This is a genomic window from Rhodococcus sp. 66b (genome assembly GCF_002076325.1).
In the GTDB taxonomy this organism is placed as follows: domain Bacteria; phylum Actinomycetota; class Actinomycetes; order Mycobacteriales; family Mycobacteriaceae; genus Rhodococcus_F; species Rhodococcus_F erythropolis.
Map to the genome: position 1 here is coordinate 1 of NZ_MUZB01000028.1, position 21,816 is coordinate 21,816.

Annotated in this window: 19 protein-coding genes and 2 pseudogenes; 10 read left to right on the top strand and 11 right to left on the bottom strand. The window is 60.6% G+C overall.

All coding sequences use genetic code 11. The features are described from left to right. Nucleotides 1-251 (bottom strand): annotated as a pseudogene (locus tag B0E55_RS32370) (mammalian cell entry protein); the annotation flags it as partial. Nucleotides 252-488: 237 nt separating this feature from the next. On the opposite strand from B0E55_RS32370, the gene B0E55_RS30300 reads away from it, so the two are divergent. Both B0E55_RS30300 and B0E55_RS30305 read left to right on the top strand, forming a co-directional pair. After that, nucleotides 489-800 (top strand): ArsR/SmtB family transcription factor, encoded by a 312-nt coding sequence (locus B0E55_RS30300; RefSeq protein WP_021345375.1) that lies wholly within the window; start codon nucleotides 489-491, stop codon nucleotides 798-800. Between the two features lie 99 nt (nucleotides 801-899). Then, nucleotides 900-2,075 carry an MFS transporter gene (locus B0E55_RS30305; RefSeq protein ID WP_080911111.1) on the top strand — a complete coding sequence of 392 codons (1,176 nt, stop codon included), beginning with the start codon at nucleotides 900-902 and terminating at the stop codon, nucleotides 2,073-2,075. Here the strand turns inward: B0E55_RS30305 and B0E55_RS30310 are convergent. The 3 genes from B0E55_RS30310 to B0E55_RS30320 all read right to left on the bottom strand — a co-directional run bounded on the left by B0E55_RS30310 (nucleotide 2,042) and on the right by B0E55_RS30320 (nucleotide 5,183). Further along, nucleotides 2,042-2,770 (bottom strand): aspartate/glutamate racemase family protein, encoded by a 729-nt coding sequence (locus tag B0E55_RS30310; RefSeq protein WP_019745045.1) that lies wholly within the window; start codon nucleotides 2,768-2,770, stop codon nucleotides 2,042-2,044. The genes B0E55_RS30305 and B0E55_RS30310 overlap by 34 nt on opposite strands. A gap of 5 nt (nucleotides 2,771-2,775) precedes the next feature. Beyond that, nucleotides 2,776-4,350, bottom strand: coding sequence for an NCS1 family nucleobase:cation symporter-1 (locus tag B0E55_RS30315; RefSeq protein WP_069145703.1), 1,575 nt, complete (start codon nucleotides 4,348-4,350; stop codon nucleotides 2,776-2,778). A 107-nt stretch (nucleotides 4,351-4,457) separates the two neighbouring features. Then, the gene (locus B0E55_RS30320) at nucleotides 4,458-5,183 is read right to left on the bottom strand and encodes a GntR family transcriptional regulator (protein ID WP_020908886.1); all 726 of its coding nucleotides are present in this window, start codon (nucleotides 5,181-5,183) and stop codon (nucleotides 4,458-4,460) included. Between the two features lie 197 nt (nucleotides 5,184-5,380). Here B0E55_RS30320 and B0E55_RS30325 point away from each other — a divergent pair, with 197 nt between their 5' ends. The 3 genes and pseudogenes from B0E55_RS30325 to B0E55_RS30335 all read left to right on the top strand — a co-directional run bounded on the left by B0E55_RS30325 (nucleotide 5,381) and on the right by B0E55_RS30335 (nucleotide 8,689). After that, a complete protein-coding gene (locus B0E55_RS30325) occupies nucleotides 5,381-7,714 on the top strand; it encodes an ATP-binding protein (protein ID WP_080911112.1) in 2,334 nt (777 codons plus the stop codon). A gap of 88 nt (nucleotides 7,715-7,802) precedes the next feature. Next, a pseudogene (locus B0E55_RS30330) lies at nucleotides 7,803-8,096 on the top strand (ATP-binding protein); the annotation flags it as partial. 113 nt (nucleotides 8,097-8,209) lie between these two features. Beyond that, on the top strand, nucleotides 8,210-8,689 hold the full coding sequence (locus tag B0E55_RS30335; RefSeq protein ID WP_133053467.1) for an alpha/beta fold hydrolase: 480 nt from the start codon (nucleotides 8,210-8,212) through the stop codon (nucleotides 8,687-8,689). Here the strand turns inward: B0E55_RS30335 and B0E55_RS30340 are convergent. Next, entirely contained in the window at nucleotides 8,628-10,157 is a 1,530-nt protein-coding gene (locus tag B0E55_RS30340) for an MFS transporter (RefSeq protein ID WP_241896183.1), read from the bottom strand. The genes B0E55_RS30335 and B0E55_RS30340 overlap by 62 nt on opposite strands. A gap of 140 nt (nucleotides 10,158-10,297) precedes the next feature. Between B0E55_RS30340 and B0E55_RS30345 the strand changes: the two genes are divergently transcribed. From B0E55_RS30345 to B0E55_RS30360, 4 genes are all read left to right on the top strand, one after another. Next, on the top strand, nucleotides 10,298-11,194 hold the full coding sequence (locus tag B0E55_RS30345) for a LysR family transcriptional regulator (RefSeq protein WP_020908881.1): 897 nt from the start codon (nucleotides 10,298-10,300) through the stop codon (nucleotides 11,192-11,194). A 34-nt stretch (nucleotides 11,195-11,228) separates the two neighbouring features. Then, nucleotides 11,229-11,534, top strand: coding sequence for a DUF6412 domain-containing protein (locus B0E55_RS30350; protein WP_029536945.1), 306 nt, complete (start codon nucleotides 11,229-11,231; stop codon nucleotides 11,532-11,534). A gap of 112 nt (nucleotides 11,535-11,646) precedes the next feature. Beyond that, nucleotides 11,647-12,603 carry a membrane protein insertase YidC gene (gene yidC, locus B0E55_RS30355; RefSeq protein WP_019745039.1) on the top strand — a complete coding sequence of 319 codons (957 nt, stop codon included), beginning with the start codon at nucleotides 11,647-11,649 and terminating at the stop codon, nucleotides 12,601-12,603. Between the two features lie 51 nt (nucleotides 12,604-12,654). Beyond that, nucleotides 12,655-13,530 carry an oxidoreductase gene (locus tag B0E55_RS30360; RefSeq protein WP_020970568.1) on the top strand — a complete coding sequence of 292 codons (876 nt, stop codon included), beginning with the start codon at nucleotides 12,655-12,657 and terminating at the stop codon, nucleotides 13,528-13,530. Nucleotides 13,531-13,608: 78 nt separating this feature from the next. Here the strand turns inward: B0E55_RS30360 and B0E55_RS30365 are convergent, their stop codons facing one another. From B0E55_RS30365 to B0E55_RS30390, 6 genes are all read right to left on the bottom strand, one after another. Then, on the bottom strand, nucleotides 13,609-14,616 hold the full coding sequence (locus tag B0E55_RS30365; RefSeq protein WP_019745038.1) for an NADP-dependent oxidoreductase: 1,008 nt from the start codon (nucleotides 14,614-14,616) through the stop codon (nucleotides 13,609-13,611). After that, nucleotides 14,613-15,041 (bottom strand): organic hydroperoxide resistance protein, encoded by a 429-nt coding sequence (locus tag B0E55_RS30370; RefSeq protein WP_003939720.1) that lies wholly within the window; start codon nucleotides 15,039-15,041, stop codon nucleotides 14,613-14,615. The genes B0E55_RS30365 and B0E55_RS30370 overlap by 4 nt, the downstream gene beginning before the upstream one ends. After that, nucleotides 15,038-15,499 (bottom strand): MarR family winged helix-turn-helix transcriptional regulator, encoded by a 462-nt coding sequence (locus B0E55_RS30375; RefSeq protein WP_003940568.1) that lies wholly within the window; start codon nucleotides 15,497-15,499, stop codon nucleotides 15,038-15,040. The genes B0E55_RS30370 and B0E55_RS30375 overlap by 4 nt, the downstream gene beginning before the upstream one ends. 78 nt (nucleotides 15,500-15,577) lie before the next feature. Continuing rightward, nucleotides 15,578-16,960 (bottom strand): condensation domain-containing protein, encoded by a 1,383-nt coding sequence (locus tag B0E55_RS30380; protein ID WP_080911114.1) that lies wholly within the window; start codon nucleotides 16,958-16,960, stop codon nucleotides 15,578-15,580. Next, nucleotides 16,960-18,432: a condensation domain-containing protein gene (locus B0E55_RS30385; RefSeq protein WP_020908875.1), complete on the bottom strand. Its 1,473-nt coding sequence runs from the start codon at nucleotides 18,430-18,432 to the stop codon at nucleotides 16,960-16,962. The genes B0E55_RS30380 and B0E55_RS30385 overlap by 1 nt, the downstream gene beginning before the upstream one ends. Further along, nucleotides 18,365-19,897, bottom strand: coding sequence for a condensation domain-containing protein (locus B0E55_RS30390; RefSeq protein WP_020908874.1), 1,533 nt, complete (start codon nucleotides 19,895-19,897; stop codon nucleotides 18,365-18,367). Before B0E55_RS30390 ends, B0E55_RS30385 begins: the two co-directional genes overlap by 68 nt. A 471-nt stretch (nucleotides 19,898-20,368) precedes the next feature. Here B0E55_RS30390 and sthA point away from each other — a divergent pair, with 471 nt between their 5' ends. Beyond that, complete coding sequence (sthA, locus tag B0E55_RS30395; protein WP_080911115.1) at nucleotides 20,369-21,781, top strand: Si-specific NAD(P)(+) transhydrogenase; 1,413 nt, start codon at nucleotides 20,369-20,371, stop codon at nucleotides 21,779-21,781. The last annotated feature ends 35 nt before the right edge of the window (nucleotides 21,782-21,816 follow it).

Here is a 21,816-nt window from a genome sequence, read left to right on the forward strand (position 1 = left end):
GACGTCGCCAGTTCGGTTTTGACCGTGTATTGGCCGAATCCCAGAAGATTGTCCAGCCGTACGTATTTCGCTCCGACGTAGATCAAACCCAGGAGTGCAACCACGACGAGGGCGACCAGCTGCCACTTGGCGAGCTTCGACATCACCATGTGGGGACGGCCCTGAACTGATGCGGTGTGTTCATGGTTCGACTCCCGAATGACTAGCCGGGTACGGCTGGTGTTGAGCGAATTGTGTTCACCCGCGAGCATTCTCGGGCGAACCGGAAACTTCCGGCAATTCGTTGTTGGCGATAACTATAAACAAGTCGTCACAGATAGAAAGTCGGCGCTGAGATTTCCGCAGGTCGTCGAAACGTAAGTGGCACAGCTCACTTCAAATGCGTCGATGTGACGTACGTAGCTTTGCGTCCGAATCGGGCTTGACTTCGCCAAACATATCCATAAAAGTAGATGCGTTCCGGTTGGCGAGGAGAAGGGGTGCGGTCCATGGATGCTTTGGCGATCTTCAAGGCGCTGTCCAACCCGACTCGTCTGCAGATCTTGGAGTGGCTCGCGCATCCGGCGAAGTATTTCGACGAGGACTCGTACACGCAACAGGATCTCGGGTTTCACATCGGAGTCTGTGTCGGTGACATTCAGGGGCGATCGGGACTTGCCCAGTCGGTGATCTCGGGGTACCTGCAGGGCATGAAAGATGTGGGTCTGCTCGAGTCCGAGCGCATCGGGAAGTGGACGTACTACCGACGAAACGAAACCGTGATCGGCGAGTTCAGGGAATTCGTTCGCGAAAAGCTGTAGCGGTCGGATTGCCCTCGTCGGCCGGTTTTGCTCAATCAAACATATCTATATATCTAGATATCTATCTGTCTTGTGTGGCGTAGTAGTAAGGAGTGTGTCGTGAAGTCGAAATTGTTGATACCGGTTCTGGCGTTGGGTGTATTCGGAATCATCACTACGGAGATGGGCATTATCGGGGTTCTGCCTCAGGTCAGCGAAAAGTTCGGTATCACCGCGTCCACTGCCGGATGGTTGGTTGGTGTGTTTGCGCTCGTCGTGGCGGTGACCGGTCCGTTCACGACGCTGATCACCTCGGGAATCAACAGGAAAACCGTTCTGTTGGTGGCGATTGCAGTCTTTGCGGTGTCCAACATGGTGTACGCGAGCACGTCGAGTTTCGAGGTGATGTTTGTATTTCGGATCATTCCCGCCGTGGTTCACCCGGTCTTCTTCGCGCTCGCACTCGCGAGTGCAGTTCGACTGGTGCCACCGGAGGAAGCAACTGCAGCTGTGACGAAAGTATTTGCGGGTGTCACAGTAGGATTCGCATTCGGTGTACCGCTGACGTCGTATCTGGCCGAGAACTTCTCGGTGTCCACGGCTTTCGTTTTCGGTGCCGTGGTCAACGTTCTCGCGTTTCTCGGGATTGTCGTACTTCTGCCCTCGGCTCCGGTGACACAACGCCTGTCGTACGGCGCACAGGTCGGGATCCTTCGCCGGCCGCGCGTGTGGTTGACCATCCTTTCCGTCACCTTCGTCTTCGCAGCCATGTTCTCGGTGTACGGATACTTCGCCGAATACCTCGGCGGAGTGACGGGCATGAGCGGATCGTGGATCAGCGCGATGCTCTTGGCTTTCGGTGTCGTGATGATCTTCGGCAACTTCGTCTTCGGGGCGGTGCTCGCCAAGAGTGTGGTGCGCACGGTTGTGGCTTTTCCCTTGCTGTACATCGTCGTCTACGTGATGCTCTATCTGGCAGGCCCGTACTTCGGTGCGATGGTTGTAGCCGTGTTGGTTTGGGGTGTAGTGCATTCCGGTGGTCTGGTGGTTTCGCAGAGTTGGATGGGGCGAGACGCAGTCGACGCGCCTGAATTCGGCAACAGCCTTTTCATCTCGTTCTCCAACTTGGGGATCACGCTCGGAACTGCGGTCGGTGGACTGTTTCTCGCGCATTTCGAAAACCGCCAATTAGTCTGGGCCGGAGTATTGTTCTCGGTCCTGGCACTGGTGACGATCGGTGCTCGACTCTCGCTCGGGCACGTTCACAGCGAGAACGGTGTCAGTGTGCCGGTGTAGATTTTGGGCAGTGGCCGTGTGAACTCGCCGCGCGCACTGGTCGACAGTCCGAGGGTGACCAACGATTGAACCATCGTGACCCCAGCGGCAACGCCGTCGACTACCGGGACACCGAGTTCGTCGGACAAGTCCTGGCACAGGTCCGCCATACCGGCGCAACCCAGCACGAGGACGTCCGAGTCGTCTTGCTCCAATGCGTCGAAACAGGCTTCCAAGATCACCTTTCGCGCGTCGGGATCACGATCGAGTTCCAGAACCGGAATCTCGCAGGAGTGGATACCCCGGCACCGAGCCTGCATGCCGTACCGGTCCACCAGATCGGCTGCGCGGCCGCGGGTTCGACCGAGGGTGGTCACGATGCTGAATCCGCGTCCCAGGAAACTTGCGTAATTCATTGCCGCTTCGGCAACAGCTACGACGGGGCCCTTGGCCAGCTCTCTGGCTGCATCCAGGCCTGGGTCACCGAAGCAAGCAATGACGTAGCCGTCGACTTCGTTCTTTTCTCCGGCGGCGATCTCGGCCAGGATTCCGGGGATGCTGAGAGCTTCGTCGTAGTGGCTTTCGATCGACGCGGGACCCATCGCAGGGCTGACGGCCTCGACGAATGTGCCCGAGCCCGCGACGGCCCGGGCACATTCCTCGATCTTGGCGGTCATCGCCCACGTGGTGTTGGGGTTGATCACCTTGATTCTCATGACGATCAGTCGACCGTCACTGTGTCGGGAGAAGAAGCATTCCGGACAGCCAGGGAAGTGCGCGTGGCGAGTAGGTAGTAGACGGCAAATCCGAGCCCGCAACCGATGAACCAGCTGTACTGCGCTGCGGTGTACATCCCGGTGAGGTCCTTGCCCAGGACCGGGACCATCGCGACGACGGCTCCCACCACGGTGGCGATCACTGCAGCAGGATTGTATCCCTTGCTGTACCAGTAGGTTCCGGTCGGCGACATGCTGAACAGTTCGTCGACGATCACCTTCTGCTTGCGCACGAGGTAGTAGTCGGCAATCAGGATTCCGAACAGCGGACCGATGAAGGCTCCGAGGGTTTCGAGCGTGTAGTGGATGACGTCGGGATTGTTGTAGAGGTTCCACGGGGTGATGAGGATCGAGCCGATCGCCGCGATCATCCCGCCGGCGCGCCAGCTGATCTTCTGCGGGCTCACGTTCGAGAAGTCGAAGGCCGGGGAAATGAAGTTGGCCACGATGTTGATGCCGATCGTGGCGATGGTGAAGGTGAGTGCGCCGAGGACGATGGCGAAGGTGCTGTCGATTCGTGCCACTGTTGCGACGGGATCGGTGATCAGTTCGCCGTACACCGGCAGTGTCAACGACGCCGTGACGACGACCAACACCGAGAATACGAGGAAGTTCAACGGCAAACCGAGGAAGTTGCCCTTCTTGACTGCAGTGAACGACTTCCCGTAGCGGGAGAAGTCACCGAAGTTGAGCATCGGTCCGGAGAAGTACGAGACAACCAGAGCGATCGCACCGAGCATGACCGGCACGGCGTCGAAACCGGAGTACTTGACGTCGCCGAGTGTGAGATCGACAGCGCTCCAGCCTGCCTGGTAGATGAGGTACCCGCACAGCATGAACATCACGACATACACAGCCGGCCCGCAGAAGTCGATGAAGCGGCGGATCGATTCCATGCCTCGCCAGAAGACACAGGCCTGAAGTACCCACAGGAGCATGAAACTTCCCCAGCCCAGTGCGGAGAGTCCGGCGAATCCGTAATCTTCGACGACGGCATACGGTGCGAGTGACGGAAAGAGTTTGATCAGTACGACATCGAGGGCTGCCGAAGCGAGGAAGGTTTGAATCCCGTACCAGGCCACGGCAATCAGGCCACGAATGATTGCCGGGATGTTCGCGCCGAGGACGCCGAACACGCTGCGGCAGATCACCGGATACGGTACGCCGGTAACTTGGCTGGGCTTGGCGACGAGATTGCAGAAGAAGTAAACGATCGTGATACCGACCAGCAGGGCGACGAGTACTTGCCAGCTGGCCAATCCCAGTGCGAAAAGACTACCGGCAGTGACATATCCGCCGACGCTGTGTACGTCGGACATCCAGAAGGCGAAGATATTGTACGACGACCAGGTCTGCTTGCGAAGCGGCGCCAGATCCTCGTTGGTCAAACGAGGGTCGTAGCCCGGTTTGATCAGTCCGCCGCCGACCGGGTGGCCCGCGGCTTCGACGAGGTCGGCCGAGCCGGTTTCCTTTGGGGGAGTAGGGGTAGTGGTCGTTCGGGACGGAAGAATGTCGGTCATGACAGCTCCTGTGCATCAGTGCAGGAAATCAGCGGACAGTGCACGAGCTCTCAGCGTCAGTGATGAAAACTGTGTTGAGAGAAAGGTATCGACGCTGTGTTGCACAGCTATTGCGCAATCGGTATATCTTTCTCGGCCAGTAGGCCGGTGTCTGTGGGCAGAGTCGCGATCACGGTGTTGAGTCGGCGATGATGGATTTCGGAAGCACTCAGAAGCGCGGCTGCGTCTCGACGCAGGAATGCGTCCAGCATCGCGGTGTGATCGGAGTGCAGAACCTGGCGATCGACGCCGGCAACATGGACCATCGGCTGTACCGGTTCGGTGATGTTCCAGGCAGCTTCGAACATGTGCAGAAGTCGAAGCATTTGCGACGGTCGGGTCAGTGCGAGGTGAAAGTTTCGGCTCTCACAGTGATAGGACTGAGAGTCGTCGTAGCGCAACGCGATCTCCAGACGGGAATTCACCTCGACGGCGTGTTCGTGATCCTCTTCGGTGGCCTGCTCGACGGCGACGGCCAATGCAGCTGATTCGAGAGTTTCGCGGACGATGTACATCTCGCGCAGTTCTGCCGGCGTCAACTGAGCAACGGTGTAGCCGAATTGGTGGCGGTGGTCGACCAACGACTCTCCGACCAGGGTCTTCAGCGATTCCCGCACTGGTATTCGGCTGACGCCGAACACATCAGCCACGTCGCCGAGAGGGATCGGGGTACCCGGAGGCGCCGAACCCGACAGAATCACTCGGCGCAGTTCGTCGAGGATCGTTTGTTGTGGACTGCCGGGAGCATCGATTACCAGTTGCGTCAGTAGTACCGATCTACGGCGCGGTGGCATGTCGGTCTCCCTTCTCGTCGCTGCCAGGGTAGAAATCCGTTGTTTCGGGCGCGTGACACCGGCATGGCCGTCGTGAATCGCATCTGTGAGGGGCCGACATTTCGACTGCGATGACGAAGCACAAGTGAGCGCTGCTCAGGGCGACGAACGCGGGGGTAGCGTTGATTTGTAGTGGTTGGCAGAAAGCGAGTCGGTCGATGGCATCCGTTGTGCGATCAGAAGCCGACCAGCGAGTTGTCGGCAACTTGCCCTTGGAGCTGACGAGTTTTGTCGGCCGACGGCGTGAGTTGGCCGAAGCCAGAAGATTGTTCGAGTCGTCCCGTTTATTGACGCTCACCGGTATCGGAGGTGTCGGCAAGACGCGGCTCGCGATCCGGCTTGCGAGTGCGCTCCAGCGGGTGTTCCGAGACGGCGCGTGGTTGGTGGAGTTGGGGGAGCAGACGGATCCAGAACTCCTCGAGGATTATGTCGCCGTGATTTTGGGGGTGCGGCCGGTGTCCTCGTCGGACCCGCTGCACACTGTGATCGACTACTGCTCCGATCGCAGTCTGCTGTTGGTACTCGACAACTGCGAACATCTGGTCGATGCCGTCGCTCTGTTTGCCGGTGCGATCCTACGGCGATGTGCCGGTGTCAAGATCTTGGCGACGAGCAGAGAATCGCTGGGAATGGGCGGTGAGGTGACGATGCGCGTTCCCTCGCTCACCACGCCGCAGCAACAGCCGCGCGAATTCGAGGGACTTGCCCAGTACGAATCCGTGTCGTTGTTCACCGAGCGCGCGGCTTCAGTCGTCCCCGGTTTCACCCTCACTGAGGAGAACAAGCGCGCCGTTGCTCATATCTGTCACGACCTGGATGGACTCCCGCTTCCGATCGAGTTGGCGGCCGCTCGCCTGCGCGGTATGTCGGCGGAGCAGATCATGGATCGGCTCTCGGATCGTTACCGCCTTTTGACTTCTGGTGGACGCGACGTACCGAGTCGTCAGCAGACTCTCCGATTGTCGATCGATTGGAGTTACGACTTGTGCTCGCCTCCGGAGCAGCAGCTGTGGGGGCGGCTGACCGTGTTTTCCGGCGGGTTCGAGCTTGACGCCGCAGAGGGAGTGTGCGGGCAGGATTCGAGTTCGACGGAAGTGCTCGATCTCGTCACTGCGTTGGTCGAGAAGTCCATCCTCATTCGTGAGGAGATCGACGGCACCGTTCGCTATCACCTGCTCGACCTCCTGCGGGAGTACGGACGTGAGAAGGCCGAGTTCTCGAACGACTACGTGGAACTTCGACGGCGTCACCGTGATTGGTTCGAAGCGCTGGTCGTTCGTGCGGAAGCCGAGTGGATCAGTGACCGGCAAGCTGCGTGGATCGCACGGCTGGGTCGTGAACAGCACAACGTCTACGACGCGCTGGAGTTTTCGATTTCCACTGCCGGGGAGGCGCGATCTGCAACGCGAATGGTCGGTGCGTTGTACAGATTCTGGCTTTCTGGTGGATTGCTTGTGCAGGCACGGTATTGGACGGATCGAGCTCTGAATACAGAGGATCGGGAGCTCGACCCGTTCCGCGTTGATGTCTTGGCCATCGACGCTGTGAATCACGCGATGCAGGGGGAGCTCGAACGGGCACAAGCGCTGGTCGACGAGAGTTGGCTCCTGGCGAATGCCTTGGCGGACGTACGCTCACGCGGTCTGGCGGCATGGGGTGACGGATACGTCGATACCTTCAGAGGCAACTTCGATACCGCAACGGCCAAGTTGGAATCCGCGTTGACGCTGTTTCGATTGGACGAAAATCTGCTGCATGTGGTGATCGGCCTGGACACCCTGGGGATTGCGTACTTTCTTTCCGGGGCCCTCGATCGCTCGGTGGAGTGCAACGAAGAGACTCTCGCGATCACCGTGCCCGCCAACGAAGTGATGTTCCAGGCTTTTGCGTTGGGAACCCTCGGGCTGGTGGGCTGGCTCCGAGGTGAATTAGATGACGCACGTGATTATTTGACGCGGAGTCTGAGAATTCTCGATGCCCCGATGAACTCGGCGTGGTGTATCGAACCACTGGCGTGGATTGCTGCAGCGCAACGTGATTGGAAGAATTCCGCGATTCTGCTCGGCGCGGCAGCCATGTATTGGCAGAAGGTCGGGGGTCGGCTGGCGGGCCTGCCGGGTTTGTCGCCTCATCACGACACTGCGGCAGAGACTGCTCGTAGGGCTATGGGTAAGAGCGCTTTCGACAAGTCGTTTCGCAACGGATTTGTGATGTCCGAGGGTGAAGCTGTCGCGTATGCGCTCGACGAGCGTCGCAGTGTTCCGGGTTCATCGTCAACTGAGGCACCTCACCTCACTCGTCGTGAGCAGCAAGTTGCGGAACTGGTTGCGCGGGGCCTGACCAATCGCGCTATCGCGGAACATCTCGTGATCTCGCTTCGCACGGCTCAGGGGCATGTGGAGCATGTGCTGACCAAATTGGGTTTCACCTCCAGAGCGCAGATCGCGGCGTGGTTCGTGTCGACCGAGCAGGAGACCGACTCCCGAGGCTGAGATCGCGGGCAGTGGTGAGCGCTTCTCGGGTGCAGTTCGCGGGGGTAGCGTTGGTTTTGGAGTGGAATCGCAGAAAGCGAGTCGGTCGATGGCATCCGCTGTGCGTGCAGAAGCCGATCATCGGGTTGTCGGTAACTTGCCGTTGGAGTTGACGAGTTTTTTCGGTCGGCGGCGTGAGTTGGCCGATGCCAGAAGATTGTTCGAGTCGTCCCGTTTGTTGACGCTGACCGGCGTTGGGGGCGTGGGCAAGACGCGTCTGGCGATCCGGCTTGCGGGTGCGCTGCAGCGGGTGTTCAGCGACGGTACCTGGTTGGTGGAGTTGGGGGAGTTATCGGATCCGGATCTGCTCGCGGATTATGTCGCCGCGCCGGTGCGTGCGCGGCAATATCGAGTTCGATACTTCACCCGGAGAAAAACCTCACCTGAACTGCAGTGGCGCGGGACTTCCCCACGCGAGTCTCGCGCTTGGTTCTGGTGAACTCGGTTGGTGGTGGCGTGTGGTCGAGTGCTGGTGGTCAGGAGCGCCCGATTCGTGAACGTCCGTGGTGGAACTGGTGTGGGTCGGCGATGGTCGAGGCTGCCGAGTCGGTACACGCTCGCAGAATCCCGCAGTTTCGACTCGACGAGTTCGCGTTCAACGCGCTTCGCAACGCCCGTGGAGTGTGGCAAACGGGCAACCTCGCGCGGACTGCGGATCTCATCGATGCACTCGAAGAGATCGCAGTCCGCGCGATGCCTGTTGTCGTGTTGTGGGGAGCTGATGATCATGTGATTCCGCGAACGAGTTTTCATGCTGTCTGCGCCGCCTTGGGTGATCCCGAGGTTCGCGAGGTTCCTGGCAATCACAATTGGCTTATCGACGATGCGGAATTGTTCGGCCAGGTGCTGACGGAATCACTGGCCGGACGCGCTGTCAGTGCGCCTGTTCTGTCTCCTTCGTTCGCGTTCTGTTCGACCACGCGGATTGCGCAGTGACCAGGCAGCCGGCGATCAGGGTGATGACCGCGATGACGCGCACGGCGCTGTCCGCGCCGGTGGTGAAGGCACTCAGGACGGCGTCGTGAGCGAGGGGAGTGTCGGCCATCTCGAGTCCGTCTGCGACCGTGCGTGGCGCGGCGCCGTCTCCGTCGCGCATCGCGTCGGGCAATGCGCTGATGAAACGGCTGGTCAAGATGGTGCCGATGACGGCGACGCCCAAGGCGCTGCCGAATTCTCGTGCCGTCGCCTGCAGTCCTGAACCGACGCCTGCCTGTTCGAGGGGCAGCGAGTCCGCGATGTCGTGAGTCAATACGGGGAGCGCGGCTGCCGCGCCGATGCCGATGACGACGAGCCACAACGCGTAGGCGAAATAGGGAGTGTGGGCTGTGCTGGTCGACAGCCCGAACATGCCGACCCCGATGAACGCGAACGCTGCCGCCACGGTGATGGTGGAACCCAGACGAGCCGAGATCAGCGGCACGAAGCGAGCACCGAACAGCAGTGGAATGGTCAGCGGTATCACCGCCAGGCCGGTGGCGAGAACGCTGAATCCCTTGGCGTACTGCAGAAATGATGCGTTGACGTAGAACAGTGCGAACAGACCGAAGAACGCGACGGTCATTCCCAGGCATCCCGCGCGCAGCAGAGGAAGGCGGAACAACCGCGGATCCAGCAAGGGTTGCTCGACGCGGAGCTCGACGATGATCCATGCCGCATAAAGCGCCGCCGACGCGACGAATGCTGAGATCACCGTGATGCTGCCCCAACCACTTTCGGGTCCTTCGGTGACACCGACCAGCAACCCGAACGTCGCCGCCGTCAGCAAGACGGTTCCGACAGGGTCGAGACCGCGGTGATTTCGAGGGGTGCGAGGAGCGAGATAGGCGACTGCGGCAGCACCTGCCAACGCGATGGGTACGACGGCGACGAACAACCAGCGCCAGGACCCGGTCTGCAGAAGCGCGCCACCACCGACATTCCCTGCCACGCCGCCGAATCCGGTCGACGATGCCCAAATGGCAATTGCGCGAGGACGCTTCTGTGGGGGAGTCGCGTGCATGAGGATTGCGAGGCTGTTCGACAGAACACAGGCGGCTCCGACTCCGGTGACGCAGCGGCCGATCAGCATCACCGCCACTGTGGGGGAACTCGCGGACACGGCGGCGCCTGCTGCGAAGAGGATCAACCCGATGGTCAGCACCCCTTTGCGTCCGAAGCGATCACCGAGTGCCCCGCAGGGGATCACCAGACAGGCGAAGACCGTGACGTAGGAATCGACGATCCATAGAAGCTGCGTCGAGGAAGGATGCAGAGACCCGGACGTCAGGAGCGGAACTGCCAGGTTGATGGCCGCGACGAACGCAATAACGAGGACGGTGACCGCGCACAACGTCGCGAGCACCAATCCTTGTCGCGCGTCCGAGTTCGCCCGACCCTCCGTCGGTATCGAAGTATTTGTGGACAAGACGCACCTCTTTGCGGAAATTTGTTCTATTGCGGGAGTTGTTGATCGACAGCCAATTCGGCTACTGAAACGACAGTAGGGATCTCGGTAACGTGCGTCTACTGCAAAGATTGCAGTAGATAGTTGCGTATGGTGCAACTATGGCGATGGATATGGACCTCAATCTTTTGAGAGTGTTCGACGCTCTGGTAGCGGAGGGCAGTGTCACCGGCGCGGCCGAGCGATTGAACTTGTCGATACCGGCAACCAGTAGGGCTTTGGGGCGTCTCCGGCGTGCGATGGATGACCCGATCTTTGTTCGTGCCGGGCGTGGGTTGGTACCGACGCCGTTTGCGTTGCGTGCAGCACCTCAGGTCCGATCGCTCCTGGAAGGGGCGCAAGGCCTGTTGATCGACCGCAAGAACTTCGAACCAGCAGAACTCGAGCGGACTTTCGTGATCCGAATCAACGAGGGCACGGCGGCCAGCCTCACCCCGGCTCTGGTCCGGCGTTTCGCGGCGGAAGCGCCGAACGCTGTAATCCGTTGTGTCGGAGAGGGAAACGAGGACGTCGACTCGCTGCGGAACGGTTCGATCGATCTCGATATCGGCGCTGATCCGTTGCCGTCCTCTGATGTGTGCAGTGAGATTCTCTACCGAGAGGGTCATGTGGGCTTGGTATCGAAGTCGTCGCCGTTGGCCCGCACGGCTCAGCCGACACTCGCGCAGTTGTGTGAGCATCCACATGTCTCGACATCCAGACGTGGCCGGACACACGGACCGATCGACGACGCGTTGTCCGCAGTCGGAATGCGCCGGCGGGTGATCGCGGTGGTTGCCTCGCCCGTTGCGGCGGCGCTCATGGCGGCCGACAGCGATCTCGTTGCACTGGTGCCGGAAAGGCTTGCCCGATACTTTGCCGCTCGCCTCGATGTCGCCTGGTTTGCGGTGCCGACCGAACTACCGGCCGTCACCATCCACCAACAGTGGCACGGTCGGCTGGACCACGATCCAGCACACAAATGGCTGCGCGAACAAGTACGTGAGGCAAGCGTCTAGCTGGAATCGGCAGATGTTCTGTACTCTCGCAGTCATGCAACAGCGGAGCACGGGAACGGTGACACGGTCACTGTTGCTGATTCTGCTGCCGTTCATCGCTCTTCTCGCCGTGCCTCCGCTTGGATCGTCGGGTAGCGCCGCGGTGCTGGGAACTGCGATTGCCGTCTTCGTGGTCGCAGCCCTCGCAACGTCGCCGAAGTACGAACTTCTGCAGCTGTGCACGGTTTCGGCCACTGGCCCCTCTGATGACGAACGCTGCCTGCGTGGCGCTTTCCGCAGGCAGAGCAGCCCGGACGCGCCCGGCCGTCCACAGCCTCGAGCTCCGGGAATCGGTTTGTAGGTCGGCCGTCGGCGGGAGTGAACTCGTCGTAGGTCGGTCAGACGTCTTGCGTCCACGACCATTCCCGCGCTCTCATCTCTCTGAGCGTGCCTCTCGGTGAGGTTCATTCGTCATGCTCGATTTTGTCTACTACCCCGTGTCCGGAATCCTCTGGTTCTGGCACAAGGTCTTTTCACTGATCTCCGGATCACCCGACAACGGCGTCGTATGGGCGTTGTCGGTCGTATTTCTGGTCTTCACGCTCAAGGCTTTGCTGTTCAAACCCTTCGTCAAGCAGGTCCGCACCCAACTGGTGATGCAGAAGCTGCAACCTCAGATCAAGGCGTTGCAGAAGAAGTATTCGGGTGACCGGCAGAAACTCACTGTCGAGATGGCCAAGCTGCAGAAGGAACACAACTACAGTCCGTTGCTCGGCTGTCTGCCGATGCTCGTTCAGGCACCGGTGTTCATCGGCCTTTATCACGTCCTGCGATCGTTCAATCGGACTGGAGCGGCATCGCACGTCCCGTTTCTGAGCCCGACCGAACCGATGTCGGTGGCGGACAACGCGAATACGGCCAACTACTTCTTCAGTGCCTCGGACGTGCAGTCGTTTCTCGACGCCAAACTGTTCGGCGCGCCGTTGTCCGCCATGATTTCGAGTCCGGCAGCGCAACTGGAAGCGTTCGGCGACGTCAGCCGTATCTCCATCATTCTGGTTGCCGTACCGCTGATGATCTTCGCCGCCGTCGCTACACATTTCACGTCGCGGGCGTCCATCGCGCGCCAAGTGGTCACCGGAACCGTCAACCCTCAAACAGCGATCATGAACAAGCTCGCATTGTGGGTGTTTCCGGTGGGTGTGATCGCTTTCGGTGCTTTCGCGCCCGTGGCGATCCTGCTGTATTTCGTGAGTAACAACTGCTGGACGCTGGGACAACAGCATTTGGTCTACGGCCGGATCGCGGCGGAGCAGAAGGAAGCTGAATCGTCGCCGACACCCGGAGTGACTGCGCCCCCGTCGCCCAGGGTGGCTGCAGCACCGCCGCTGCCGGGTGCAAAGCCGATCCGCGCCAAACGCAAGCGATGACAGAAAAGCGACCCCTCCCTACCGGCGGGTAAGGCACGTACGCTGGAATGCATGACCAAATGGACCGCAGAAGACGTAGTCGATCAGACCGGCCGCACATTTGTCGTCACGGGGGCGAACAGCGGACTGGGTGAGGTAGTCGCACGGGCGCTTGGCAAAGCCGGGGCCGACGTCGTCCTCGCCTGTCGTGACACCACGAAGGCCGATGCCGTGGCCGCCGAGATCGGACCCAACGCGGTTGTCCGCAAATTGGACCTCTCGGATCTGTCGTCGGTACGAGCCTTTGCCGACGCAACGGAGAAGGTCGACGTCCTGGTGAACAACGCCGGCGTGATGGCGGTTCCGTTTCGCCGGACTGTCGATGGATTCGAAATGCAGATCGGCACAAACCATCTCGGGCACTTCGCGTTGACCGGATTGCTGAAGGACAAGCTCACCGACCGTGTCGTGACGATGTCCAGTGCCCTGCATCAGCTCGGAACTGTCGATCTGGACGATCTCAATTTCGAGCGTCGGAAGTACAACCGCTGGTTGGCCTACGGGCAGTCCAAGCTTGCCAATTTGTTGTTCACGTACGAACTTCAACGCAGGCTTGCGGCCTCGGGATCTTCGCTCAAAGCGCTTGCTTCGCATCCGGGATACGCGTCGACGAACCTGCAGGGTCACACCGAGTCGATCCAGGACAAGCTGATGGGAATCGGCAATTCGATCTTCGCGCAGTCCGCGGAGATGGGTGCCCTTCCCGAACTGTGGGCGGCAACCGCGCCGGATGCCTTCGGCGGCAGTTACATCGGACCGGACGGTCCGTTCGAGCAGCGAGGTTATCCGAAGGTCGTGGGGTCGAACAAGAAGTCACACGATTCGAAGACAGCCTCGGGTTTATGGACACTGTCGGAGAAGTTGACCGGAGTCTCGTTCGGGATCTGATTCAGATATGAAGGTGGCCGCGAACTTCGAGAAGTTCGCGGCCACCTTCATATTCGTTCGAGCCAGATGTTGTTCGGGTTACAGCGTGACAACCATCTTGCCGGTGTTTGCGCCGCGCATCAGGTCGATGAACGCTTGCGGTGCATTCTCCAGGCCTTCGACGATGGTCTCGTCCCACTGAATCTTGTTGTCGGCGAGCCACCCTGCCATGTGGGTGCGGAATTCGCCACCGAGGTGACGGTAGCCGCCCACGAGGAATCCGCGCAGTGTGAGCTGCTTGCCGATCACCAGTGCCAGGTTGTGGGGAGCGGTGGGCTTCTCGGTGGTGTTGTACTGAGCGATGGCTCCGCACAGGGCAATCCGGCCACCCTGGTTCATGGCATCGATGGCGGCTTCGAGATGCTCGCCACCGACGTTGTCGAAGTACACGTCGATGCCGTCAGGGGCGGCAGCGGCGAGCAGTTCGGTGATCGGGCCGTCGTGGTAGTCGAATGCCGCATCGAATCCGAGTTCGAGAAGTCGGGCAACCTTCGCCGGTGAACCGGCGCTACCGATTACTCGCTTCGCTCCGAGCAACTTGGCGATCTGACCGACGAGCGATCCGACGGCACCGGCTGCGCCGGAGACGAATACGGTATCGCCTTCCTTGAACTCCGCAACCGCAGTGAGGCCGGCATACGCGGTGAGGCCAGTCATGCCGAGGGCACCCAGGTAGGCCGTCGCCGGCGCGATGGACGTGTCGGCCGGAGTCACTGCGGATCCGTCGAGGATGGCGTATTCACGCCATCCGAGGCCGTGGACGACAACGTCGCCCACAGCGCGATCAGCCGACTTGGATTCGACGACCTCGCCGACAGCACCACCGTCGAGCGGCGCACCGACCTGGAACGGCGGAAGGTAGGACTTCACGTCGTTCATTCGGCCGCGCATGTACGGGTCGACGGAGATGGCGATGTTGCGGACCAGGATCTGGCCGTCTTCGAGTTCGGGGAGTTCTACTTCGGCGGTGGCGAAGTTCTCCGAGGTGGGCCAACCGTTCGGGCGTGAAGCGAGACGGATTTCCCGGCTGACAGTGGTGGTGCTCATTCGTCGTCCTTACTTACTTCGAGGGTGACCTCGATGTTGCCGCGAGTTGCATTGGAGTACGGGCACACCTGGTGCGCCTTCTCCGTCAACTCGACGGCCTGATCATGGGGCAGATGGGGGAGTGAAACCTCCAGCGTCACAGCGAGTCCGAAGCCTCCTGCACCGTTGGGGCCGATGCCGACCCGCGCGCCGACTGCGGAATCAGCCACGTTGGCCTTCTCGGCGCGGGCGACCATCTGCAGAGCGGAGTGGAAGCATGCTGCGTATCCGGCGGCAAAGAGCTGCTCGGGGTTGGTGCCTTCGCCACTGCCACCCATTTCCTTGGGAATGGCGAGGCCGAGATCGAGGCGTCCGTCCGAAGTGCGAGCGTGACCGTTGCGGCCTTCGCCGGTGGCAAGTGCTTCTGCGGTGTAGACGATATTCATGACTTCTTCTTTCCGTCGGAGTGGGCGTTGGATGCTTGAAGTGACTCACCGAGACGAGTGAGAACGTCTCGGAGTTCGGTGAGTTCGTCGTTACTCAGACCAGTGGCGCCTGCGAGCTTGGCCGGGATGTCCTCGGCCTTGCTGCGCAAGGTGGAACCCGCCTCGGTCAGGTGAATCTCGACGCGACGCTCGTCCGTGGTGAGGCGTCGGCGCTCGATGAATCCCAGACCCTCCAGCCTCTTGAGCAGCGGCGACAGAGTTCCGGTATCGAGATCGAGTGCCTCACAGATCTCACGCACGCCCCGGCCGTCTCGTTCCCAGAGTGTCAACAGGACGAGGTACTGGGGATACGTGATTCCCAGGTCGTCGAGCATTGCCCGGTACGCGGCCGTAGTGGCCCGCGACGCCGAATAGAGGGCGAAGCAGACCTGGCGTTCGAGAGCGAGTGGGTTGGTCACGAGAACAACTGTAGCGCACAGTTAAGTTGTGCACAACAAAGAAGTGTCAAATAGATCCGCGGATGCACAGCCGTCTGGTTACGGCGTCGACAGAATCTCGGATACGCACTCGAGGAAGGTGAGCACTGCCTGGGCGGCGGGTGCCGGAAATCGGGTGCGCACTGCCAGCCCGTCGTGGGTGCGCGAAAACCAGAACTGAACGTCGTCGGCGCTCGACACGCGACTGACTTGCTGCGGATTGATCGGCGCAGGTTGTGAGTCGCCGGGCCGTGATTCGCGGGGGCGAGATCCACCGGGCATGGTCCGGTAGTCGGCGTAGGACACCGAGAAGATGTCTCGGCGAGTGGGCGAAACCTCGGGTCCCAAGCTCCTCAACACTTGTCTCGACGACACGGACGACAGTGAAAGTGACTCGTGGAAAGCGAGATTGACTGCCCGAGCCGTGCTGTGAAGATCATCCATGCTCGTCACGGTGATGGGTGCATTGGCCACCAGCCAGCCGAAGGTGTGGTTGTGCCGCGGTTCCCGACGCGTGTGAACAGGGAACAGAAGGCGTGTGTCTCTCTTGTCGGTCAATTGTGTTGTGGCCAAACCGATCGACGCAAGAATCGCACCGAACGACGAGTGTCGATGATCGGCGCAGTTCTGGTCGAACAGCTCTGCTTCGTCGGCGTCGAGGAGCATTCGGGTGTCTGTGCCCTGGGGCGACATGGTCCCGGCGGGCAGCCCCAGATCTACGGGAAAATGGGGAGTGTCACCCCCGCAAGATCGAAGGAAAGACCGCCACCCCGAAATGCGGTGGTCGCCGGGCTCTGGATCCGCGGTTGCCGATTCACGGAAGCAGTAGTTGAGGAAACTCCCGGGCTCGGGCAAGAGATCCGACGCGATCGGATTACGGTCCGCCCGCGTGTATTCACGATACAGAGTGCTGATCTCGGTAATTGCGATGCTCATGGACCAGCCGTCGCAGATGGCATGGTCGAATCCGCAGATCACTGTCGACTGGTCCTCGCGGGTGATGGCCCCGAGAAAGTAGGCGGGAAACGCAAAAGGATTGCACCATCGATCCAAGCGCTCGCCCAAGAGTTCTCGCACCTGTTCCGGCGTTCGCGCGTCCGCCACTGTTTCCTCACGGAGGCGCAGATCGACGACATCGGCGACGTCGACGAACAGCGCCGAGGATTCATCCGCTTCTTCGGCCTGGGAGAACGAGCACGACAGGGCGTCGTGACGGGACGTCCATTCCTCGAAGCTGGCCCGGAGTGCGTCCGTGTCGATCGGGCCGGGAACGTCGAAAGTGGCAGCGAGCCAAGTCGTATCGCCGCGGTTCCCGGCAAGATGCAGCTGCTGATTCGAGGTCGGAGGAACCGGATACGTCGATCCGGTGGAGATTTCGCTCGGCGTCCACTGCAGGATGCGGCCCGGCCGTGCCTCGAACCTGTCGAGAAAGGTGATGTGCATCAGGCGGTCTCCACTTCCTGACGTGCATCCGCCTGACGAACGACACGGTAGTCGCCGGTATCGGCGACCGTTCTCAGGACGTTGCGGAGGTGTCGAAGGTACCGATCCACCGATGTGTGCGCTTGCTCGGTATCGGGAAAACTGACCATCACGTACGTACGGTCTTCCTTCCGGTTGATCCACATCGACAGATCACCCGTCGTTCCTGGCCCACCGAGTGCGCGCGCTTCGAGTTCGTCGTGGTGCTCGGCACCTGGAATCAGGCGCATGTCGATGTACGACACCATCGGCGGGACCGAGGTTCCGCCGATGTCGGATCCGGTCAACTTCGACACCTGGGCGATCACCGAGTGAATGGACACGTCCGCGAGTCCCTTCACTGCTGCGCGAGCAGCGTGGGCATGGGGGAGTGCATCGGTGAAGGTGGTGACACCACTCAGCGTGAACGAGACCGGGACGAGATTGATGAACCAGCCTTGAGAAAACAGGTATCTCGGATCGGAACGAGTACCGACTGCGTTGAGCGCGAAGTAGTTCGCTCTGTCAGCAACTTCGATCTCGGTGAGGGCGAGGGCTGCGAAGATCCCCGTGGAGAATCCGACGCCATTGGACTTGCACAGCGCTGCGAACGCGGCTGACTCGTCGCTGTCGAGAACGTCGATATGTGTGCGGGTCGACCGGGTCTGTTCGCCCTGCGCGACGCCGAGGTCGAGGGGGAACGTCGGGAGTTGTCCGGCGTTGGCGGCGAGAATCGAAATCCATTGCTGCACAGGTTCTGCGGCTAGGTCGAGGTTCTTCGCCGCTGCCCGTTCTTCGCCGCTGTACTCGACGTAGCTGCCGGGAGAGGGAAGTTGAGCGTCGATGCCGGCGCTTTCGGCGATGTACAGCGCACGAAGTTCTTCGACGCCCAACATCAGCGACAGGCCGTCGGTGTGCGAGTGATCGACGCCGTAGTAGATGGTGAAACCGGCGCCGGTGCCGTGCTCGACGGCGCCACTGGTGAACGAAGGCCATTGCAGTGGGCTGGTATCGCCTGCGAAACTTCGGCTGACATGCTCGCGAACCGCATCGGTCGTGTTCAGGGAACCGACGCTGTGCGGCGCGAGTTCGATCGTCGATTCATCCACCACGTGACGGTCGATGACCCCGCTGCCGCCAGGATCTTCGGATGGTCTCACCTCGAACCAACTGTGAAGTGTGCTGTGCCGCAAGACAAACGCCTGGACAGCCCGACGCAGTGCCTCCCGATCGAGATCACCGGGCAGAGTGAACGTGAATCCGATCCACGGTGACCAGTCGACGCCTTGTGCGCGCTTGTGATCGGCGGTACGAATGTGTCCCTCTTGGAGGAACGAGAGAGGTTGGTCGCTCAGTGGTGCTCGAGATGCTGCCGTCAGGGACTGCTCAGTAGGCCTGAACTCGGTGAGCGTCCCGGCTTTCGGTGCCCAGAGATCGATGGGTGTCATTTCCATGAGAGTTCTCCTCGATCGGTGCAGCGGTATTGATCGGTACAGCGGTATTGATCGGTACAGCGGTGTTGGTCGGAGGTGAGCATGTGTCGGTCGAGAAGGCGAAGTCCTCCATTTCGCGGCGTAGGAGTCCCGCGAACTGATGGATGTGGCGGCTTGTGCGCGCGTTGCCTGGGTGGCGTATGGCCAGATTGAGCCCTTCGGGAGTCCGTGTGAGCCAGATGTAGACGTCGGTTCCCGAATGATCGCGACTACGAAGGCCTCTGGTCTGCCAGCTCGTCCATTGCTCGGCACCAGGAACGTGACGAACGTCCATGTACGAGAGCACGAACGGCAGGTGCTGCGGGGAGTCGATCAGCTCGCACACTTTCGAATACGGCAGGGCCGCTGCGGGACGGACGCGTCGCATCTCCGTGCCGGCAACCTTGGCCAGATCGCTCACGGTTGCTGCGGGGGCAATCGGAATCCTCACCGGCACAACACCGATGAACCATCCCAGCGACGCGGCCCATCGAAGCTCCGAACGGGTGTGTTGCGGCACCACGACGCGGAATTCGTCTGCACCGGTGAGATCGCCGGTCACCTTGGCCGCGCACGCGAGTATCGCGGCCAGGAATCCTTGGTTGCTGCGCTTGCTCGCTTCTGCCAGGCGTTCGGCTCCCCGGGCGCTCAGAAGCCAGGCGGACAGGCTCTGCTGAGGGACTCGGCGTCCGGCGACCGGTTCGGGCAGCGCTGGAAAGAGCGGAGCCTCGCCCTGCGCGTAGAACTCGCGCCACGTCTGCACCGCCGGGTGAGAGCAGTCCGCGTGTCCCACGAGATCTCGTTCCCTGGTGCCGAAGTCGATGTAGCTTCCGGTCTCCGGCGGCGAGGGAGGGCTTCCCTCGCTCGACGAACGGTAGATCGTCTGCAGTTCGTGCGCGGTCAACGCCACCGAATATCCGTCCAGCAGAGCATGATCAGCGGCAAAGACCACGGTGAAATGGTTGGGACCTTCAATTGTCGCGAACTGGTACGCAGGCCACACAAGTGGATCGGTCGACCGGTCGAGCAGTTGCTGCAGATGCGTGAAGACGGACATCGAGGACGCAAGATGTCCGACTTCGTTACCCAGAATTCGGACGTCTCCAGGACCCGCGGTGCGTCGGACTATCGCTTCGCCCTCCATGGCGACTCGTGTTCGGAGCACTTCGTGGCGATCGATCCAGTGATCGAGAGTGGCCGCCCAGATCCTTCGGTCGAGTCGGTCGTGGATACGAAACGAGGTACCCAGCCACGACGGAGTGCATCCGTCGTTGTGATGGTGCGCCTGCCGTTTCGCCTGCTCGGCATGTTTTAAGTGTGCTTCGTGTATGTAGCTGGCGGGACGCTGGTCGACAGGCCACAGCTCGGGCGGATTCACTGCGGCAGGAGTCCACTCGGTGACGGTCCCAGGAGGTAGGGGATAGTCGGCAAGTTCCGTGAATTCCATTGGGAAACCTGATCTCTCGAGATGGCGAAAGGTGGGGATCGTGAACGGGGCGGATGTTTGTAACCGAGAGTGACAGATGATTAGTCAAGGCAAGTAGAACGCGACCTGAGGCTCCGCGCAACTGCTTCGGTCCGGGATGTGACGAGGAACATTCTGCTCGTTATTTCGGACAATTCGAATACTGGACATCCGGTTTACTGCCCTGGTCACCTGTCAGTTGATCGATCAATCACTCTGGGGTGAAACAAATTTCAACAGACCGTTGTGAACTCCGTCGGACGGCGAAGAATGTGCGCATGCGAATGTCGGAATATGTTTGTGTGTAGCAATTTTCGTAAGGGTTTGACTGTATCTCTTTTAATTGCAACAGGGTTCGTGTACAGCCGTCGTGCCCGTTCGTCGCGCGGATTGTTCACCGAGTATTGACATGCTCGGCATCTGCCGGTCGTATGCAGACGGTATTTGTAAGCGATGACTGATCCGATGGAATACGACCTGGTTGTGATCGGCTCCGGCCCGGGTGGTCAGAAGGCTGCCATCGCGGCGGCCAAGCTGGGTAAACGGGTAGCGATGGTCGAGAAGGGCAACATGCTCGGCGGAGTGTGCGTCAACACCGGCACCATTCCGTCGAAGACGTTGCGCGAGGCGGTTCTCTACCTCACCGGGATGAACCAACGCGAACTGTACGGCGCAAGTTACCGCGTCAAGGAGAACATCACTCCGGCCGACCTGCTGGCGCGAACCCAGCATGTCATCACCAAAGAAATCGAAGTCGTGCGATCTCAGCTCCTGCGTAACCGCGTCGAATTGCTGGTAGGGGTCGGCTCGTTCGTCGACGAGCACACCATCCTCGTCGAGGACGCCTCGCGCGGAGACAAGATGACGATCACGGCAAAATTCGTTGTGATCGCGACCGGAACGTTGCCTGCCCGCCCGGCGGGGGTGTCCTTCGACAGTCACCGGGTGCTCGACTCCGACGGAATCCTCGATCTGACCTCCATCCCGACCACCATGGTCGTGGTGGGCGCGGGAGTGATCGGTATCGAGTACGCGTCGATGTTCGCGGCACTCGGCACCAAGGTCACCGTCGTCGAGAAGAGAACGTCGATGCTGGGCTTCTGTGACCCCGAGGTCATCGAATCGCTTCGGTTCCATTTACGCGATCTGGCGGTCACTTTCCGATTCGGTGAAGAAGTGACGGCCGTCGACGTCGGGGCGAACGGAACGCTTACGACGCTGCGCAGCGGCAAGCAGATTCCCGCCGAGACCGTGATGTACTCGGCGGGACGGCAAGGCCTCACAGCGCCACTCGCGCTGGAGAACGCCGGGCTCGAAGCCGACGAACGTGGCCGTATCTACGTCGACGACAATTTTCGCACCAAGGTCGAACACATCTACGCCGTCGGTGACGTCATCGGCTTCCCGGCGTTGGCGGCGACGTCGATGGATCAAGGTCGACTCGCGGCCTACCACGCCTTCGACGAACCAGGCGCGAAGCTGATGGATCTGCAGCCGATCGGCATCTACTCGATTCCCGAGGTGTCGTATGTAGGCGCCACCGAGGTCGATCTGACCAAGGAATCGGTGCCGTACGAGGTCGGGGTTTCCCGATACCGTGAACTCGCGCGCGGGCAGATCGCAGGCGACACCTACGGGATGCTCAAGATCCTGGTGTCGACGGATGACCTGAAACTGCTCGGCGTTCATATCTTCGGCTCGGGTGCAACGGATCTCGTGCATATCGGCCAAGCGGTGATGGGGTGCGGCGGGACCGTCGAATACCTTGTCGACGCCGTCTTCAACTATCCGACACTGTCCGAGGCGTACAAGGTGGCGGCGCTCGACGTCATGAACAAGATCAGGGCTCTCAAGCAATTCCACTAGGGGTCGGGGTGTCCCCAGGTACCGGTCAGGGTCGG

What these genes read in the sequence shown, in the direction of transcription:
- B0E55_RS30320 (WP_020908886.1), bottom strand. Translation starts at nt 5,183, where the DNA reads ATGCCACCGCGCCGTAGATCGGTACTACTGACGCAACTGGTAATCGAT.
- B0E55_RS30345 (WP_020908881.1), top strand. Translation starts at nt 10,298, where the DNA reads ATGGCGATGGATATGGACCTCAATCTTTTGAGAGTGTTCGACGCTCTG.
- yidC (WP_019745039.1), top strand. Translation starts at nt 11,647, where the DNA reads ATGCTCGATTTTGTCTACTACCCCGTGTCCGGAATCCTCTGGTTCTGG.
- B0E55_RS30300 (WP_021345375.1), top strand. Translation starts at nt 489, where the DNA reads ATGGATGCTTTGGCGATCTTCAAGGCGCTGTCCAACCCGACTCGTCTG.
- sthA (WP_080911115.1), top strand. Translation starts at nt 20,369, where the DNA reads ATGACTGATCCGATGGAATACGACCTGGTTGTGATCGGCTCCGGCCCG.
- B0E55_RS30315 (WP_069145703.1), bottom strand. Translation starts at nt 4,350, where the DNA reads ATGACCGACATTCTTCCGTCCCGAACGACCACTACCCCTACTCCCCCA.
- B0E55_RS30365 (WP_019745038.1), bottom strand. Translation starts at nt 14,616, where the DNA reads ATGAGCACCACCACTGTCAGCCGGGAAATCCGTCTCGCTTCACGCCCG.
- B0E55_RS30380 (WP_080911114.1), bottom strand. Translation starts at nt 16,960, where the DNA reads ATGCACATCACCTTTCTCGACAGGTTCGAGGCACGGCCGGGCCGCATC.
- B0E55_RS30390 (WP_020908874.1), bottom strand. Translation starts at nt 19,897, where the DNA reads ATGGAATTCACGGAACTTGCCGACTATCCCCTACCTCCTGGGACCGTC.
- B0E55_RS30360 (WP_020970568.1), top strand. Translation starts at nt 12,655, where the DNA reads ATGACCAAATGGACCGCAGAAGACGTAGTCGATCAGACCGGCCGCACA.
- B0E55_RS30325 (WP_080911112.1), top strand. Translation starts at nt 5,381, where the DNA reads ATGGCATCCGTTGTGCGATCAGAAGCCGACCAGCGAGTTGTCGGCAAC.
- B0E55_RS30350 (WP_029536945.1), top strand. Translation starts at nt 11,229, where the DNA reads ATGCAACAGCGGAGCACGGGAACGGTGACACGGTCACTGTTGCTGATT.
- B0E55_RS30385 (WP_020908875.1), bottom strand. Translation starts at nt 18,432, where the DNA reads ATGGAAATGACACCCATCGATCTCTGGGCACCGAAAGCCGGGACGCTC.
- B0E55_RS30370 (WP_003939720.1), bottom strand. Translation starts at nt 15,041, where the DNA reads ATGAATATCGTCTACACCGCAGAAGCACTTGCCACCGGCGAAGGCCGC.
- B0E55_RS30310 (WP_019745045.1), bottom strand. Translation starts at nt 2,770, where the DNA reads ATGAGAATCAAGGTGATCAACCCCAACACCACGTGGGCGATGACCGCC.